We start from the raw sequence: 13,201 nt of genomic DNA, 5'->3' as shown, positions 1-13,201 counted from the left end.
CCCAACACGCGGGGACTGTCACCGGGAGAGCGAGCGCCCGACGCGCGTTTTCAGGAGTCGGCGGGCGCGGCGGCGGCGGTGGAGCTGGCCATGGTGGACGCGGCCAGGGCTCCTTCGGCCAGGGCGAGCAGCTCCCGGGCACGGTCCTGCTCCTCGGTGCGGTTGAGCTCGCAGACCCACGCCGAGGACAGGTCCGCCTGCTGCCGGGCCAGCTCGGCGGTCGTCTCGTAGCGCGCGGCGGACGCTCGGGCGAAGGCGCCCTCCCGCCGCAGCTCCAGGAGCGTGTCCGCGTCCAGCTCGATTTCCTCGGGGGGCACCGGCAGGGGCCCCCGTCCCAGCGCCGCCAGTCGCGCGAGCAGCCGCGAGGCGTGCGCCCGGCAGAACGCGGCGAGCACCATCAGCCTCGCGCGGACCCTGGCGTCCATGATCCGCTCGGCGAGCATCGTCATCCGCCGGGCGGAGACGACCTCCGCCTCCCACGCGGCCGCCAGTGCCGCGGCCAGCCGGGTATGCCTCGCACCCATCTACGTCCCCCGATCCCTACCCACTTCGAGCCCAACGTAGGGATGGGTGCCGCCGGATTCAACCGAGTGCGCGCTCGACCATCCAGTACCCACCAGCGGCGAGGATGCACACGGACAACACTCGCACCGCCCCGCGGTGCACCGCGGGCCTGCGCTGGAGCATGCGAAGAGGCGGCAGCAGCACCACGACAACCAGGGCCTGCCCCAGCTCCACGCCCAGGTTGAAGCCCACCAGCCCCTTCACCACCGAGTCCCCCAGGCCATAGCCCGCCAGCACGCTCGCGAAGCCGAAGCCGTGCACCAGCCCGAAGAGGAAGGTGATGAGCGCCCGGTGGCGGTGCTCGCGCAGCACCAGGTTCTCCACCGCCACATAGATGATGGACGCGGCGATGGCGGCCTCCACCCAGCGCACCCGATCTCCGTCGAGCACCACCCAGCCGAGCGCGGTGGCCCCCAGCGTAATCGAGTGCGCCACGGTGAAGGACGTCACCAGGAGCAGCACCCGCTTGAGCCCGCCTCCTACCAGCAGCACCGCGAGCAGGAAGGCGAGGTGGTCCACGCCCTCGAAGATGTGGCGCAGGCCCAGCCCCACCCAGCCGCCAAACCCGCTGACGGCCGACGAGGCCCCCTGCCCCGGCCCGGGAATGGCCAGCGACGGCTGCGCGGCGTCCGCGAAGAGCGCCCCGGGCATTTCCCCCTCCACCGCGCTGCCGAGGATGACCCGGTAGCCCGCGGGCAGCACCGACAGGACGGCGTAGCGCTGCTGGAGCGGCCCCTCCGGACACGTGAAGCTCGCCGACAGCTCCACGAAGGTCTGCCGGAGGAGCGCCGCGTGGGACGTGCGCGCGCAGGGCTGGCCGCCAGCGGTGAGCGGCATCGCGTCCCACACGCCGACTTCCAGCGAGGGCCTGCGGGCGTCGAGATCCGCCTGGGACACCGTGCCGTCCCCGTCCGCGTCGGCCGGGACGAGCAGGCCCAGCGTGCCCGCGGTGAGGGTGACAACCTGGCGCACCTCGGCCTCGGCGGGCCCGGCGCGACGCACCTGGGTGTAGAGGATGTCGGCGTCGTGGGCGGAGGCGCCGCTCGGAAGCAGCAACAGGCCCGCGAGCAGCGCTCCCCAGGGAAACTTCGTCATGGCGCGCGAGCCTGCCGCCCCGGCGCGCCCGCGTCCACCGCACCCCGGTCTATTCCGGGATGATCTCCAGCTGGACCTGCTGCCGACCACTCAGGCCGCCATGCCGCGCGCCGCAGCGGGGACAGAAGATGAGCTGATCCCACTCCCAGAGCAGCTTCACGTCCTCCCCACAGCACAGCATGGGAATCACGCGCAGCAGCTCGTCCGGCTCCGGCTCCATGGGGCCCGGCAGTGACTCCGGCGCCACCGCGACGAACGTGGGACTGGGGTTGAGCGACAGCGTGCGCGAGACGTGCGCGAGCTGCTCGTAGCGGACGTGATTGGCCCACGCGCGCGCCACCGACTCCAGATGTGTCTGCTGCGCCGGGGTGAGGAAGCCGTCCGCCTCCGCGCGATGGCCACAGTAGGGGCAGCGCCACACGGGCAGCCCCTCCTCGCTCTCGTGCGCGTTCTCCAGCGCGAAGAACGCCTGCAGCTTGTGCAGCAGCGCGCGGGCGTCATGCGGGCCTGGCCGCGTCTTGAACGGGCGCATGCAGCTGGGGCACTCGCGGCGCGTGAAGCCCGCGGTGTCCCGAGGCAGCTCCACGCCCTCCGCCTCCAGGCCCTGGCCGCTCATGACAGCGCCGTCCGCCGGCCCCGCGACACCACGCCCACCACGAAGGCGAGCAGCGCGAAGAGCAGGAACAGGTGAACCCAATACCCCTCGGTGGAACCCGCGGTGAGCCCCAGCCCCCACAGCACCATCAGGATCATCCCTATCGTCCAGTACACGCGGCACCTCCCCTGTCCCCTACCCGGACCGGCGCAAGCTAGGAACGCGAATGCCCACCGGCAACCCAGGGCCGCCTCCCGTCCTTTTCACAGGAAGCAAAGTTCCCTGTCCGGGCATTTTTTCCGACCGGTGAGAAGCCGCTCACCCCGTGAGGCCGTCGGAGTTCCAAGAGATCTAAAGGAGATAGAGGCGCGCAACCCCCGCCAAGGGCGCTGGCATGGCGCCTGCTTGGGTGTCTCCCCGTCGGAGTCAACGCGAGTGAGTGACTCCGTGAGCGCTGTGGCACGGGTTGCTGGGGAGGGTGGGATGAGGGGTTGGACGGTGGCGGTGACGACGGCTGCGATGCTGGTGGGAACGGGTGCCCAGGCCTTTCCGGTGCAGGTGCCTTCAGGTCCGCAGGGTGAGCCCGCGGAGGTGACGCAGCTGCGCACCCGGCTGGAGCAGCGGGAGCTGGAGCTGAAGACGGCGCTGGCGAAGCTGCAGGCGTACGAGGACGAGGCGCTCCACGCGGAGGCGGAGCGGCTGGGCGTGGTGGAACTGGTGAAGGCGTCGGGCCTGCCAGTGCACCAGCAGCGCAGGCTGTCGGTGGCCATCGTCCGCGAGGCCCAGCGCAACAACGTGGACCCGCTCCTCGTGGTGGCCGTCATCAAGTGCGAGAGTTCCTTCAACAACTACGCGGTGTCCCACGTGGGCGCCATGGGGCTGATGCAGGTGATGCCGGACACGGGCACGTGGCTGGCGGACAAGGCCGGCTTCCGGCTGGGCCGCAGCACCAACCTGTTCGACGCCGAGACGAACGTGGCGCTGGGCACCGCGTACCTGGCCAACCTCATCGAGCGCTTCGGCTCCGTGGAGAAGGCATTGGTCGCCTACAACGCGGGCCCCGGACTGGCCCGGCGCATCCTCGCGAAGAAGGAAGCGCGCACGAAGTTCATGGCCGGCTACCCCACCAAGGTGGTGAAGGAGTTCCGGAAGCTGAAGGCCCACCAGGAGCGTCAGCTCACCCTGGCCGATCAGCAGAAGACGATTGACCGCCAGGGTTGATCGCCAGGCAACACCCCGGGCGCCCGTCACCTGACAGTCGCGTAGAAGTTGCCAACCCAGAGCTGAAATTCCTTCCCGTTCCAGTGCAGTGTTCGCGCCCGGCGGTGCACCCCATGGATTTTCCATGGGTTTTCCGGTCGCTGGACTGGCCCGGAATGTGCTCCTGCCGCCGTGCCCAATTCGTTGGCACAGCGCGCACACGGCATCCAAGGGAGAGCACAGCAATGGCGGGTTTGCAGATCCACCGCGAGGACGTCGCAGGTCACGTCACCCTTCGTTTGGAAGGGATACTGGACGGGAAGACGGCCCAGGAGGTCCAGACGTCTCTGGAGGGGCTGAAGGGGTGTGAGGTGGTGCTGGACTTCACCCATCTGCGCGAGTTCAAGGACAGCGCGGTGGGGGTGTTGACGCGGAACATGGCGAACTCGGTGAAGCTGCGCGGGCTGGCCACGCATCACGAGCGGATGTTCCGCTACTTCGGGGTGGGCGCCAGCGTCGCGCCACGGCGGCCATACTACACCCCCGAGGACGTGCTCTCCCTCTGAGCCGACAAGGGAGCGGGCGTCCCTGGAGGGCGCCCCGGAGTCTGGCGTGTTGGCACCCGGAGGAGTCGGCTAGAGTGGCGGCAGATGAACCAGCCCGCCCGCGTTCTCGCCGCCGCCGCCCCCTCCCCCGCAACCGCGCGCACGGCGATGGAACGCATCGCCGCCGAGCTTGGCCGGGCCGTCCAGGGCAAGGAAGCCCAGGCCCGGCTGGTGGCGACGTGCCTGGTCTCTGGTGGGCACCTGTTGCTGGAGGACGTGCCGGGTGTCGGGAAGACCACGTTGGCGGAGGCCCTGGCCCGCGCGTGCGGGCTGAGCTTCGCGCGGGTCCAGTTCACCGCGGACCTGATGCCGGCCGACATCCTGGGCGCGCAGATCTTCCACGCGCAGACGGCCACCTTCCAGTTCCGCCCCGGTCCCCTCTTCCGCCAGTTGGTGCTCGCGGATGAGCTGAACCGCGCCCCGCCCCGCACGCAGTCCGCGCTGCTGGAGGCCATGGCGCAGGGTCAGGTGTCGCTGGATGGGAGCACCCACGCGCTGCCCTCGCCCTTCACGGTGGTGGCCACGCAGAACCCGGTGGACTTCTCCGGCACCTATCCCCTGCCGGACTCCCAGTTGGACCGCTTCATGCTGCGCCTGTCGCTGGGGCACCCCGCACCGGACGTGGAGGCGAAGCTTCTGGCCACCCGAGGGCGCGCGCCGCCCCTGGATGCCGTGCAGACGGTGTCCAGCCCCGAGGAAGTGGCCCAGCTGCGGGAGCTCTCCGCGGAGCTGCGGCTGGATGGCACGGTGGCCGACTACGTGGTGCGACTGGCGCGGGCCACGCGTGAGCACGGCGACATCGAGCGAGGCGCCTCCACCCGCGCGGTGCTGGCGTTGGGCGCGGCGGCTCGGACGCAGGCGCTGTGGGAGGCGCGTGACTTCGTGACGCCGGGGGACGTGCGGGCGGTGCTGGTGCCGTGCTGGGCGCACCGCGTGCTCTTGCGCAGCGCCGTGCAGGGCGTGGCGGCGCGGGATGAGGCGGCGCACCTGCTGGAGGAGCTCACCCGAAAGGTGCCGGCGCCGCGGTGAAGCTCCGCCTGAAGCAACGCTGGGCGCGCCTTCGCGTCTGGCTGCGGCCCCCGCGCACCCTCAAGGTGACGCGCATCGGTCGCACCTATCTGGTGGTGACGTTCGGCGTGGGCCTGGGCGCGCTCAACACCGGCAACAACCTGCTGTACCTGCTGTTGGGCCTGCTTTTGAGCATGGTGGTGGTGTCCGGCGTGTTGTCGGAGCGGTGCATCCGGGACATCTCCGTGCGGCGCGTGGGCACGGACGCGGCCTTCGCCGCCGAGCCCTTCGCCTTCCGCTGGGCCGTGTCCCGCAAGCAGGGCCATGCCTTCGCCCTCACCTTCTCTGAAGCGGACTCCCCGCTGGTGGGCGGGGGCGGCGTGGGCTACCTGCCGGCGAACGTGGAGCACGTGGTGCGGGCCGACCTCACCGCGCCTCGACGGGGGCCGGTGCGACTGACGGGCGTGCGCGTCACGACGACGTGGCCCATGGGCCTGTTCGCCAAGACGCGCGTGCTCCCGCTCGAAGGCCTGCTGCTCGTCTACCCCCGGCGCGCCTATGCGTGCCAGGAGCCGGGGGACGCGGAGCGCGGGCCCGCGGGCGACGCGGGCAACCCCCGCCGCAACGACGGCAGCGGAGACGTGACAGGCCTGCGGGAGCTGGCCGAGGGTGAGGACGCGCGCCGCATCCACTGGCTCAAGAGCGCGTCTGCGGGGAAGCTGCTGCGCGTGGAGCGCGAGCGCGAGGAGCGCCGCACCTGGGTGCTCGCCGTGGAGCCGGGACTCGAGGGCGCGGCGCTGGAGCGCCGCTGCGAGGAAGTGGCCGCGCTGGCCCACCGGCTGCTCGAGGAGGGCCATGAGGTGGGGCTCAACACCACCGACCAGCGGCTGCGCTCCGGTGCGGGCTCCGCTCAGGAGAAACGCATCCTCCGGGCCCTGGCGTGGCTGGGCTTCGAGGGGCTTCGCGAAGAAGAAGAGGAGGCGGCATGACGCGGGGCACCCGGCTGCGACTGGTGCTGCGGGACGTGGCCTCCGGGTGCGCCTTCGCTTCGATGGCCGTATCGGGCCAGCTCCCATTGTGGACGCTGGGCCTCTTCGCCTTCGCTCTGGTGGCGGCCCTGTTCGGCAAGCGCCTCTTCGCCCGGCGCGCGAAGCTCACCGCGCTGCTGCTGCTGGGCGTGGCGGCCGTGCTGGCGGTGAATGTCACGTCCGGAGCCCTGAACCTGGTGGTCGCGGCCTGTGCCTTCGCCGGCCTCATCTCCGCGCATCGGCTGCTGTCCGCGCCGGACCCGGCCACGGATGGGCAGGTGCACCTGTCCGGGCTTCTGATGGTGGCCGGTGGCGCGGCGCTGTCGGGCGAGCTGGTGTACGGCCTGTTCCTGGTGGCCTTCAGCGTGCTGTCCAGCGTGTCGATGGCGCTGGGCGTGGTGGAAGCCGCCGTGCCTGAGGGCGAGCCCATCCCGGTGCGCGCCGTGCTCCGCCCCCTGGGCACGGGTGTCACCTTCGCGGTGGCGGGGGCGATGGCCTTCTTCATCCTCTTCCCCCGTCTGAACTGGAACATGACGGGCCCGCGCGCCGCGCCGGGGTTGGGTCCCGCGACCGCGGGCTTCTCCAACACCGTGCGGCTGGGCGGCGCGGGCACCATCAAGGACAACCCGCGCATCGTCCTGCGCGCGACGCTGAGCCCGGACCCCGGCGTGGACGCGCTCGGCTCCTACTGGGTGGGCCGCACCTACGACATCTTCGACGGGATGGAGTGGACGAACGCGGGAGGCGTGCGTCGCGAGCGCGAGCCGCTCCTCACGCTGCGCCCCGGCGGGGACAACCTCATCCACCAGCGCGTGGAGCTGCTGCCCGCGTACGGCGCCCGCACGCTCATCGCCCTGGAGACGCCGTCGCGGCTGGGCAACGCGGTGGCCAATGGCAGCACCGGCAGCCGGCGCACCTCCCTCCAGGAGCTGGCGGGCGGCGAAGCGCGTTTCCTGGAGGCGGGCGTCTCCTACGCATACGAGGCCTACAGCCTGCCTCCGGGCGGCAGCGGCGACTCCTTCCGGAAGCTGCCCTCCGAGGAGCAGGACGCGCTGCTGGCGCTGCCGGAGGCGTTGGATCCTCGCGTCGCGCAGACGGCGGCGCGCGTGCTCAATGGCGAGCGAGAGCCCCTGGCCGCGGCGCAGAAGCTGGCCACGTGGCTCCAGCGCGAGCACGCGTACACGCTGGAGCAGAATGGCGAGCGGGAGGATCCGCTGGCGGACTTCCTCTTCGACCGCAAGGCCGGACACTGCGAGCACTTCGCCACCGCGCTCACGCTGATGCTGCGCACCCAGGGCATCCGCGCGCGGCTGGCCACGGGCTTCTTCGGCGGAGAGCGCGTCAATGACGGCTACGTCCTGCGGGCCGGCGACGCGCACGCGTGGACCCACGTGCTGGTGCCCGAGCGAGGCTTCGTCACCGTGGACGCGACACCGCCGGCCCACCGCCCCAGCCAGGGCTCACGGCTGATCCAGCGGCTGCTCGGGCTGTATGAAGCGCTGGAGTCGCGGTGGCGCAACTCCGTCGTCGACTACTCCTTCCGGGACCAGGTGGACGTGGCGCGCGCGCTGGTGCGCCCGCCGAAGGGCGCCGAGAACACCACGAGGAGCCGCCTGCCTCCTGCCCGGGCCTGGGGCGCCGCCCTGGTGGCGGGCATGGTCGTCTATGCGGCGTGGCGACTGGTGACGCGGCTGGCGGGGCGGCCTCGCCCGCACGCGGCCACGCGCTTCGTCGACGCGGTGGAGGCGATGCTCGTCCCGGCGCGACTGGTGCGTGGCGAGGGCGAGACGCTCGAGGACCTGGATGCGCGGCTGGCTCGCGAGGGACATCCGCTGGCGCTCGCGCTGGCACCCGTCACCCGCCGCTACCTGGAAGCACGCTTCGGTGGACGCCCCCTGCGCCAGGGCGAAGCGGACCAGTTGCTGCGCGCGCTCCAGCAATCCGTCGCGGCCCACGTGAAGCTGGAGGCCCAGCGGGCCCGCGCGTCGGAGCCCCGGGCTCGCGCGTCCTGACGCTCGCGAGTCCGGATGCCCCTCGGGCGTCCCTTCGCGCGCGGAAAATGCTCCCGGCCAGCATCCGGCGCCGTCGTTAGCCGTTCTTCACGGGAAGACGACAGCGGCCCAGGCGGCCCTGTCGCCAGGGGTCCCCTTGCCTGGCTGCTGGGCGCCCCTCGTTCGCTTCGCGTCAACGGCCGAAGAGCCCTGGCGCTCCTCTTGAGGAGGCGTGTCGTGCACAGACGGGCACATTCTACAGCCGAGAAGTCGCGGCGAGTTCCCAGAGCGGCCGTAACCGTTACAGCCCTCCTTCTTTGTACATGAGCGCAGCATCCGCCAACCCCCCGCAGACATTGGGGAAGGTGTGGGACTTCGCGCTGGCACCGCGGTTGCTCCTGACAGCCTTCGTTCAGTCGTCAAGCGGTCCGAAAACCTAGCGGCCTCGTCAGCGGGGCCCCACGTCGGGAGAAACCATCCATGCAGGCGTCCACCGAGCAGTCGTCCAACTCCGGCTCCCTGGCGATGTACCTCTCGGAGATCAACCACTACAACCTCCTCACCGTGGAGGAGGAGCAGGCACTTGCACGCAGCTTCATCCGCGGCGAGCTGGCCGCCGGCCACCGGTTGGTCACCTCCAACCTGCGCTTCGTGGTGAAGGTCGCCTACGAGTACCGCTCCTACGGCATCAAGATGTCGGACCTCATCCAGGAGGGGAACATCGGCCTGATGAAGGCCGTGCAGAAGTTCGACCCGGACAAGGGCATCCGCCTCATCTCCTACGCGGTGTGGTGGATTCGCGCGTACATCCAGAACTACATCCTCAAGAGCTGGTCGCTGGTGAAGCTCGGCACCACGCAGGCTCAGCGGAAGCTGTTCTTCAGTCTGGCGCGCACGCGCCGCGAGCTGGAGAAGTTTGGCAACGGCGAGGCCGTGGTGAACGTGGAGGAGATTGCCCGCCGCCTGCACGTGAAGCCGGGCGAGGTGCGGGAGATGGAGCAGCGCATGGGCGGCCGGGACTTGTCCCTGGACGCGCCCATGGGCGAGGACGGTGGCAACAGCCACGTGGACTTCGTGGTCAGCGCCGCCGCGCCGCAGGATGACGAGTTCGCGGACAAGGAAGAGGCCGGCCTCATCAACGCCCGCGTCCGCACCGCGCTGATGCGGTTGGACCCCCGCGAGCGCTTCATCATCGAGCAGCGGGTGATGAACGAGCGCCCCATGACGCTCAAGGAGCTGGGCGAGCATTTCGGGTTCTCCCGGGAGCGTGCCCGTCAGCTGGAGATTCGCGCCAAGGACAAGCTGAAGGCGGAGCTGGCGGCGCTGATGGCGGAGGTGGATCCGGACGCCGCGGCGATGCAGCAGTGAGCCGTGTCTGACGCGGCAGGTCGGTCCCGCTGAGTGCGGGACGCCAGGCGCCTCCTCCCCACTCGGGGTGGGGGCGCTTGTCATTTGTGGGCCATCACTTCGCTGGCGGGCGGGGCCCTGCTAGAAGGGGCCGGATTCCCTCGTAAGGAGCCTTTCGCTTGGCCCACGGTACCCCGCCGGTCGTCGACGAGCGCGTCCCGATCTCGCAATCGCACGCGCCGCACCTGCACATCCCGTACGTCCCACCTGAACAGTCGCCCACGGAGATGACGATTCGAGCCCTGGTGCTCGGCTCGGTCCTGGGCATCGTGTTCGCCGCCTCGTCCGTGTACCTGGCCATCAAGGTCGGCCTCACGGTGTCGGCGTCGATTCCGGTGGCGGTGCTCTCCATCGCCATCTTCCGGGCGCTGGGCAAGTCGAACATCCTGGAGAACACCATCGTCCAGACGACGGGCTCGGCGGGTGAGTCGCTGGCCTTCGGCGTCGCCGCGGCGCTGCCCGCCCTGCTGCTCCTGGGCTACGACATCAGCCTGACGCACGCCTTCCTCGTGGCGGCGCTGGGCGGTGTGCTCGGCGTGCTGATGATGATTCCGCTGCGCCAGGGCCTCATCGTCCAGGAGCACGGCAAGCTGCCCTACCCTGAAGGGACCGCCAGCGCGGACGTGCTCATCGTCGGTGAGCAGGGCGGCACCAACGCGCGCACGGTCATCATCGGGTTCCTGGTGGGCGGCATCTACAAGTTCGCCTACTCCGGCATGAAGCTGTTCCGCGAGGTGCTGAGCACGCCGCTCAAGGGCCTCAAGAGCGCGACGCTGTCCACCGAGGTGAGCCCCGAGCTGCTCGGCGTGGGCTACATCATCGGCCCGCGCGTGGCGGCCATCACCTTCGCCGGTGGCGTGCTGAGCTACCTCATCCTCATCCCCGCCATCTCCTTCTTCGGCGCGGGGCTGGACCAGCCGCTGTTGGTGCACAACGGCGCGCTCATCCGGGACATGTCCCCGGACCAGATTCGCAACGCCTACGTGCTCTACATCGGCGCGGGCGCCGTGGCGACGGGCGGCCTCATCAGCCTCATCCGCTCGCTGCCGACCATCATCGGCGCGTTCAAGCGCGGCGTGGAGTCACTCAAGGCTTCGCGCGGGCAAGGCGGCGGACCGCAGCTGCTTCGCACCGAGCAGGACCTCCCCATCACCGTGGTGCTGGTGGGCAGCGTGGCCCTGGTGCTCCTCATCTGGCTGGCGCCGCCACTGGAGGTGAACTTCATCTCCGCCATCCTCATCATCGTCTTCGGCTTCTTCTTCGTGACGGTGAGCGCGCGAATCACCGGTGAGATTGGCAGCTCCTCCAACCCCATCTCCGGCATGGTGGTGGCCACGCTGCTCGTCACCTGCCTCGTGTACCTGCTGCTCGGGTGGACCAGCTCCGAGGACCGCTTCATGGCCCTCACCACGGCGGCCATCGTCGGCATCGCCGCCTCCAACGGCGGCACCACCGCGCAGGACTTGAAGACGGCCTACCTGGTGGGCGGCACCCCCAAGAAGCAGCAGATCGCCCTCTTCGTGGGCGTGCTGACCAGCGCCATGTTCATCGGCCTGGTGCTGGTGACTCTGAACAAGGGCGCCACCGTGACGATTCCGGAGCCGCACCCCGGCGTGCAGGTCACGGAGATGACCCAGGAGACGCGCACGCAGTACACCTTCCCGTGGGACGTGTCCGCGCAGTCCCTGACGTCGCGCGGGCTGGACGAGGCCGCGCTGCGCAAGGCGGCCTGGGCGCAGGGCTATGACCTGGCCTCGCAGGGCGGAGCGATGGAGCTGCGCAGCTGGCGGCAGGTGAGCGCGCAGGACGTCAGCGGCGTGACGCTGAGCCCCACGGGCGGCTCGCAGGTGAAGGTGTCGGAGCTCGGCGCCATCACCGAGGGCCCCCAGCGCACCTTCAAGGAAGGCTACGTGCGCGGCGCGGACACTCCGGTGCCCGCGGGCAAGTACCTGGTGGATGACGGCGGCAGCATCCAGTACGTGGTGGACCCGGGCATCGGCGGCCGTATCAGCTCCTACGAGGGGCAGGCCCTCACCCGCTACGCCGCGCCCAAGGCGCAGCTGTTCTCGCTCATCATCGACGGCATCCTCACGCAGCGGCTGCCGTGGGACCTGGTGCTGCTGGGCGTGTTCATCGCGCTGATGCTGGAGCTGTGCGGCGTGTCCTCACTGCCCTTCGCGGTGGGCGTGTACCTGCCCATCAGCAGCAGCGCGCCGCTCTTCGTCGGCGGCATGGTGCGCTACCTCGTGGACCGCCTGCGCGGTGGCAGCGAGTCCGACTTCTCGCCGGGCACCCTGCTCTCCTCCGGCTACATCGCCGGTGGCTCGATTGCCGGCGTGCTCATCGCCTTCCTCGAAATCGCCACGGATGGCGCGGGCTCACGCGCCATCAACCTGCCGGCCGTGTTCGGCCACGAGGGCGCCTTCGGTGGCTTCCTCAACGCGGTGGGCGAGAGCGAGCTGGCGAGTCCCCTCTGGTCCAACCTGTGGGGTCTGCTCTTCTTCGCCGGCCTGACGCTGTTCCTGCTGCGCTCCGCCCTCAAGGGCACCAGCGCCGCGGTGTCACCGCCGCCCGGTAAGTAGGCCTGTGAGGTGACGGCGCTCCCCTGGCTGGGAGCGCCGTTCCTCCAGACACCGTTGAAATCCGAAACGGCTGGCGGCCTTAGAAGTTCGTGTTCTGCGAGCTGTTGACGAGCCTGAGATAGTCGCAGGTGCCGCTCGCGTCCCAGCTCACCCGGAAGAAGCCCCGGTTGCTCAGGGCCTGCTCCCAGAGCGCGGAGACGGCGGCGTTGGGGATGCAGGTGTAGACAACCGGGCTGGTGCCACCTGGCGGGGTGGACCACGAGTCGAAGCTGCGCGTGCCGGTCATCAGGTCTTCACGGAAGGACGCGGACGAGGTCGACGTCGCGTCCTCACGGAAGCCGACGAAATTGCCGTAGCAGAGTCCCGAGCCATCCGCGTTCTTCTGGCAGAAGACTGTCTGTGATTGGAGTCCTCCCCACGCGACGGGAGCGAGCCCCAGGACAGCGAGCGCCACCCCAGGGAACAGAACTCCGCGGAGAAGGGGCTTCGAAAAAGAGAGCTGCTTCATGTTGTGACTCCTGAGCCTTGCGTCGTTCGACTGCTCAAAGGGAAGTGAGACTTACGGCAGGCCATCGAAACCCGGCGCGGGGACGAGCCGGTCCTGGTTGATGGCGACGACGAGTTGCTTGCGGAGCGCGTCCGCCTCGGGGCGACCTCGAAGGTGGACGAGTTCACGTCGAATCTCGAGAACGTCCTCGGCTGTCATGCGCCCGCTGGAGACCACCCGGTCCACCATCATGCCCGCACGCGCCACGGCCTCGCGCTGCTCCGAAGACGGCTCTGGCGCGGTGGGAACGGGAGCCTCCGGCTCGGAAGAGCCCGCGACGGGCCCTCCCGACTCCTTCAGCAAGGTGGCCACCCGCAAGGCCATGGCCTCCTGGTCCTCGACGGAGAGACGACTCTCCCGCGGAGCGAGGATGGTGGCGGTGCCCACCGGGCTCGCTCCAGTCGCGTGGGAGCTGGACTCCAGCGCCCGGCGCAGCGAACCCACTTCGTCGGTGAGCTGCTCCATTCGCTGCGCCTGGGATTGCTGCGCCTGGCTCACCGCGAGCCAGCACCCCACGGCGCACCCCACCGCTGTGGTCAGGCTTGGAAGCCAGCCACGCAACACCTGGGTTGTCATGGA

The 13,201-nt window shown here is 70.2% G+C and carries 13 protein-coding genes; 7 read left to right on the top strand and 6 right to left on the bottom strand.

All coding sequences use genetic code 11. The features are described from left to right. Positions 1 to 50: 50 nt before the first annotated feature. Genes HUA76_RS22525 through HUA76_RS46100 form a run of 4 tightly spaced genes read right to left on the bottom strand, consistent with a single transcriptional unit; the run spans position 51 to position 2,430 of the window. Complete coding sequence (locus HUA76_RS22525) at positions 51 to 524, bottom strand: hypothetical protein (protein WP_174459189.1); 474 nt, start codon at positions 522 to 524, stop codon at positions 51 to 53. A gap of 58 nt (positions 525 to 582) precedes the next feature. After that, the gene (locus HUA76_RS22520) at positions 583 to 1,659 is read right to left on the bottom strand and encodes a HupE/UreJ family protein (RefSeq protein ID WP_174462032.1); all 1,077 of its coding nucleotides are present in this window, start codon (positions 1,657 to 1,659) and stop codon (positions 583 to 585) included. A 49-nt stretch (positions 1,660 to 1,708) separates the two neighbouring features. Further along, positions 1,709 to 2,275 carry a hypothetical protein gene (locus HUA76_RS22515; RefSeq protein ID WP_174459191.1) on the bottom strand — a complete coding sequence of 189 codons (567 nt, stop codon included), beginning with the start codon at positions 2,273 to 2,275 and terminating at the stop codon, positions 1,709 to 1,711. After that, a complete protein-coding gene (locus HUA76_RS46100) occupies positions 2,272 to 2,430 on the bottom strand; it encodes a lmo0937 family membrane protein (RefSeq protein ID WP_141649494.1) in 159 nt (52 codons plus the stop codon). Before HUA76_RS46100 ends, HUA76_RS22515 begins: the two co-directional genes overlap by 4 nt. Positions 2,431 to 2,737: 307 nt before the next feature. On the opposite strand from HUA76_RS46100, the gene HUA76_RS22505 reads away from it, so the two are divergent. The 7 genes from HUA76_RS22505 (at position 2,738) to HUA76_RS22475 (ending at position 12,075) form a co-directional block, all read left to right on the top strand. Beyond that, entirely contained in the window at positions 2,738 to 3,475 is a 738-nt protein-coding gene (locus tag HUA76_RS22505) for a lytic transglycosylase domain-containing protein (protein ID WP_141647217.1), read from the top strand. Positions 3,476 to 3,699: 224 nt separating this feature from the next. After that, positions 3,700 to 4,020, top strand: a complete 321-nt coding sequence (locus HUA76_RS22500) for an STAS domain-containing protein (protein WP_141647218.1) — start codon at positions 3,700 to 3,702, stop codon at positions 4,018 to 4,020. 84 nt (positions 4,021 to 4,104) lie between these two features. Continuing rightward, positions 4,105 to 5,088 (top strand): MoxR family ATPase, encoded by a 984-nt coding sequence (locus HUA76_RS22495; RefSeq protein ID WP_141647219.1) that lies wholly within the window; start codon positions 4,105 to 4,107, stop codon positions 5,086 to 5,088. After that, positions 5,085 to 6,056: a DUF58 domain-containing protein gene (locus HUA76_RS22490; protein ID WP_174462031.1), complete on the top strand. Its 972-nt coding sequence runs from the start codon at positions 5,085 to 5,087 to the stop codon at positions 6,054 to 6,056. The genes HUA76_RS22495 and HUA76_RS22490 overlap by 4 nt, the downstream gene beginning before the upstream one ends. Next, positions 6,053 to 8,107 (top strand): DUF3488 and transglutaminase-like domain-containing protein, encoded by a 2,055-nt coding sequence (locus HUA76_RS22485; RefSeq protein ID WP_174462030.1) that lies wholly within the window; start codon positions 6,053 to 6,055, stop codon positions 8,105 to 8,107. Before HUA76_RS22490 ends, HUA76_RS22485 begins: the two co-directional genes overlap by 4 nt. Before the next feature lie 459 nt (positions 8,108 to 8,566). After that, complete coding sequence (locus HUA76_RS22480; protein WP_141647222.1) at positions 8,567 to 9,454, top strand: RNA polymerase factor sigma-32; 888 nt, start codon at positions 8,567 to 8,569, stop codon at positions 9,452 to 9,454. Between the two features lie 158 nt (positions 9,455 to 9,612). After that, positions 9,613 to 12,075, top strand: coding sequence for an OPT family oligopeptide transporter (locus tag HUA76_RS22475; protein ID WP_174462029.1), 2,463 nt, complete (start codon positions 9,613 to 9,615; stop codon positions 12,073 to 12,075). Between the two features lie 79 nt (positions 12,076 to 12,154). Here HUA76_RS22475 and HUA76_RS22470 read toward each other — a convergent pair whose 3' ends face one another. Both HUA76_RS22470 and HUA76_RS22465 read right to left on the bottom strand, forming a co-directional pair. Then, entirely contained in the window at positions 12,155 to 12,583 is a 429-nt protein-coding gene (locus HUA76_RS22470; protein ID WP_141647224.1) for a hypothetical protein, read from the bottom strand. 51 nt (positions 12,584 to 12,634) lie between these two features. Further along, positions 12,635 to 13,198, bottom strand: coding sequence for a hypothetical protein (locus HUA76_RS22465; protein ID WP_174462028.1), 564 nt, complete (start codon positions 13,196 to 13,198; stop codon positions 12,635 to 12,637). Positions 13,199 to 13,201: the final 3 nt, after the last annotated feature.

The sequence above is a fragment of the Myxococcus sp. CA056 genome, assembly GCF_013336715.1.
GTDB classification, from domain to species: Bacteria; Myxococcota; Myxococcia; order Myxococcales; family Myxococcaceae; genus Myxococcus; species Myxococcus llanfairpwllgwyngyllgogerychwyrndrobwllllantysiliogogogochensis.
This window is presented reverse-complemented; position numbering and strand designations above follow the sequence as displayed.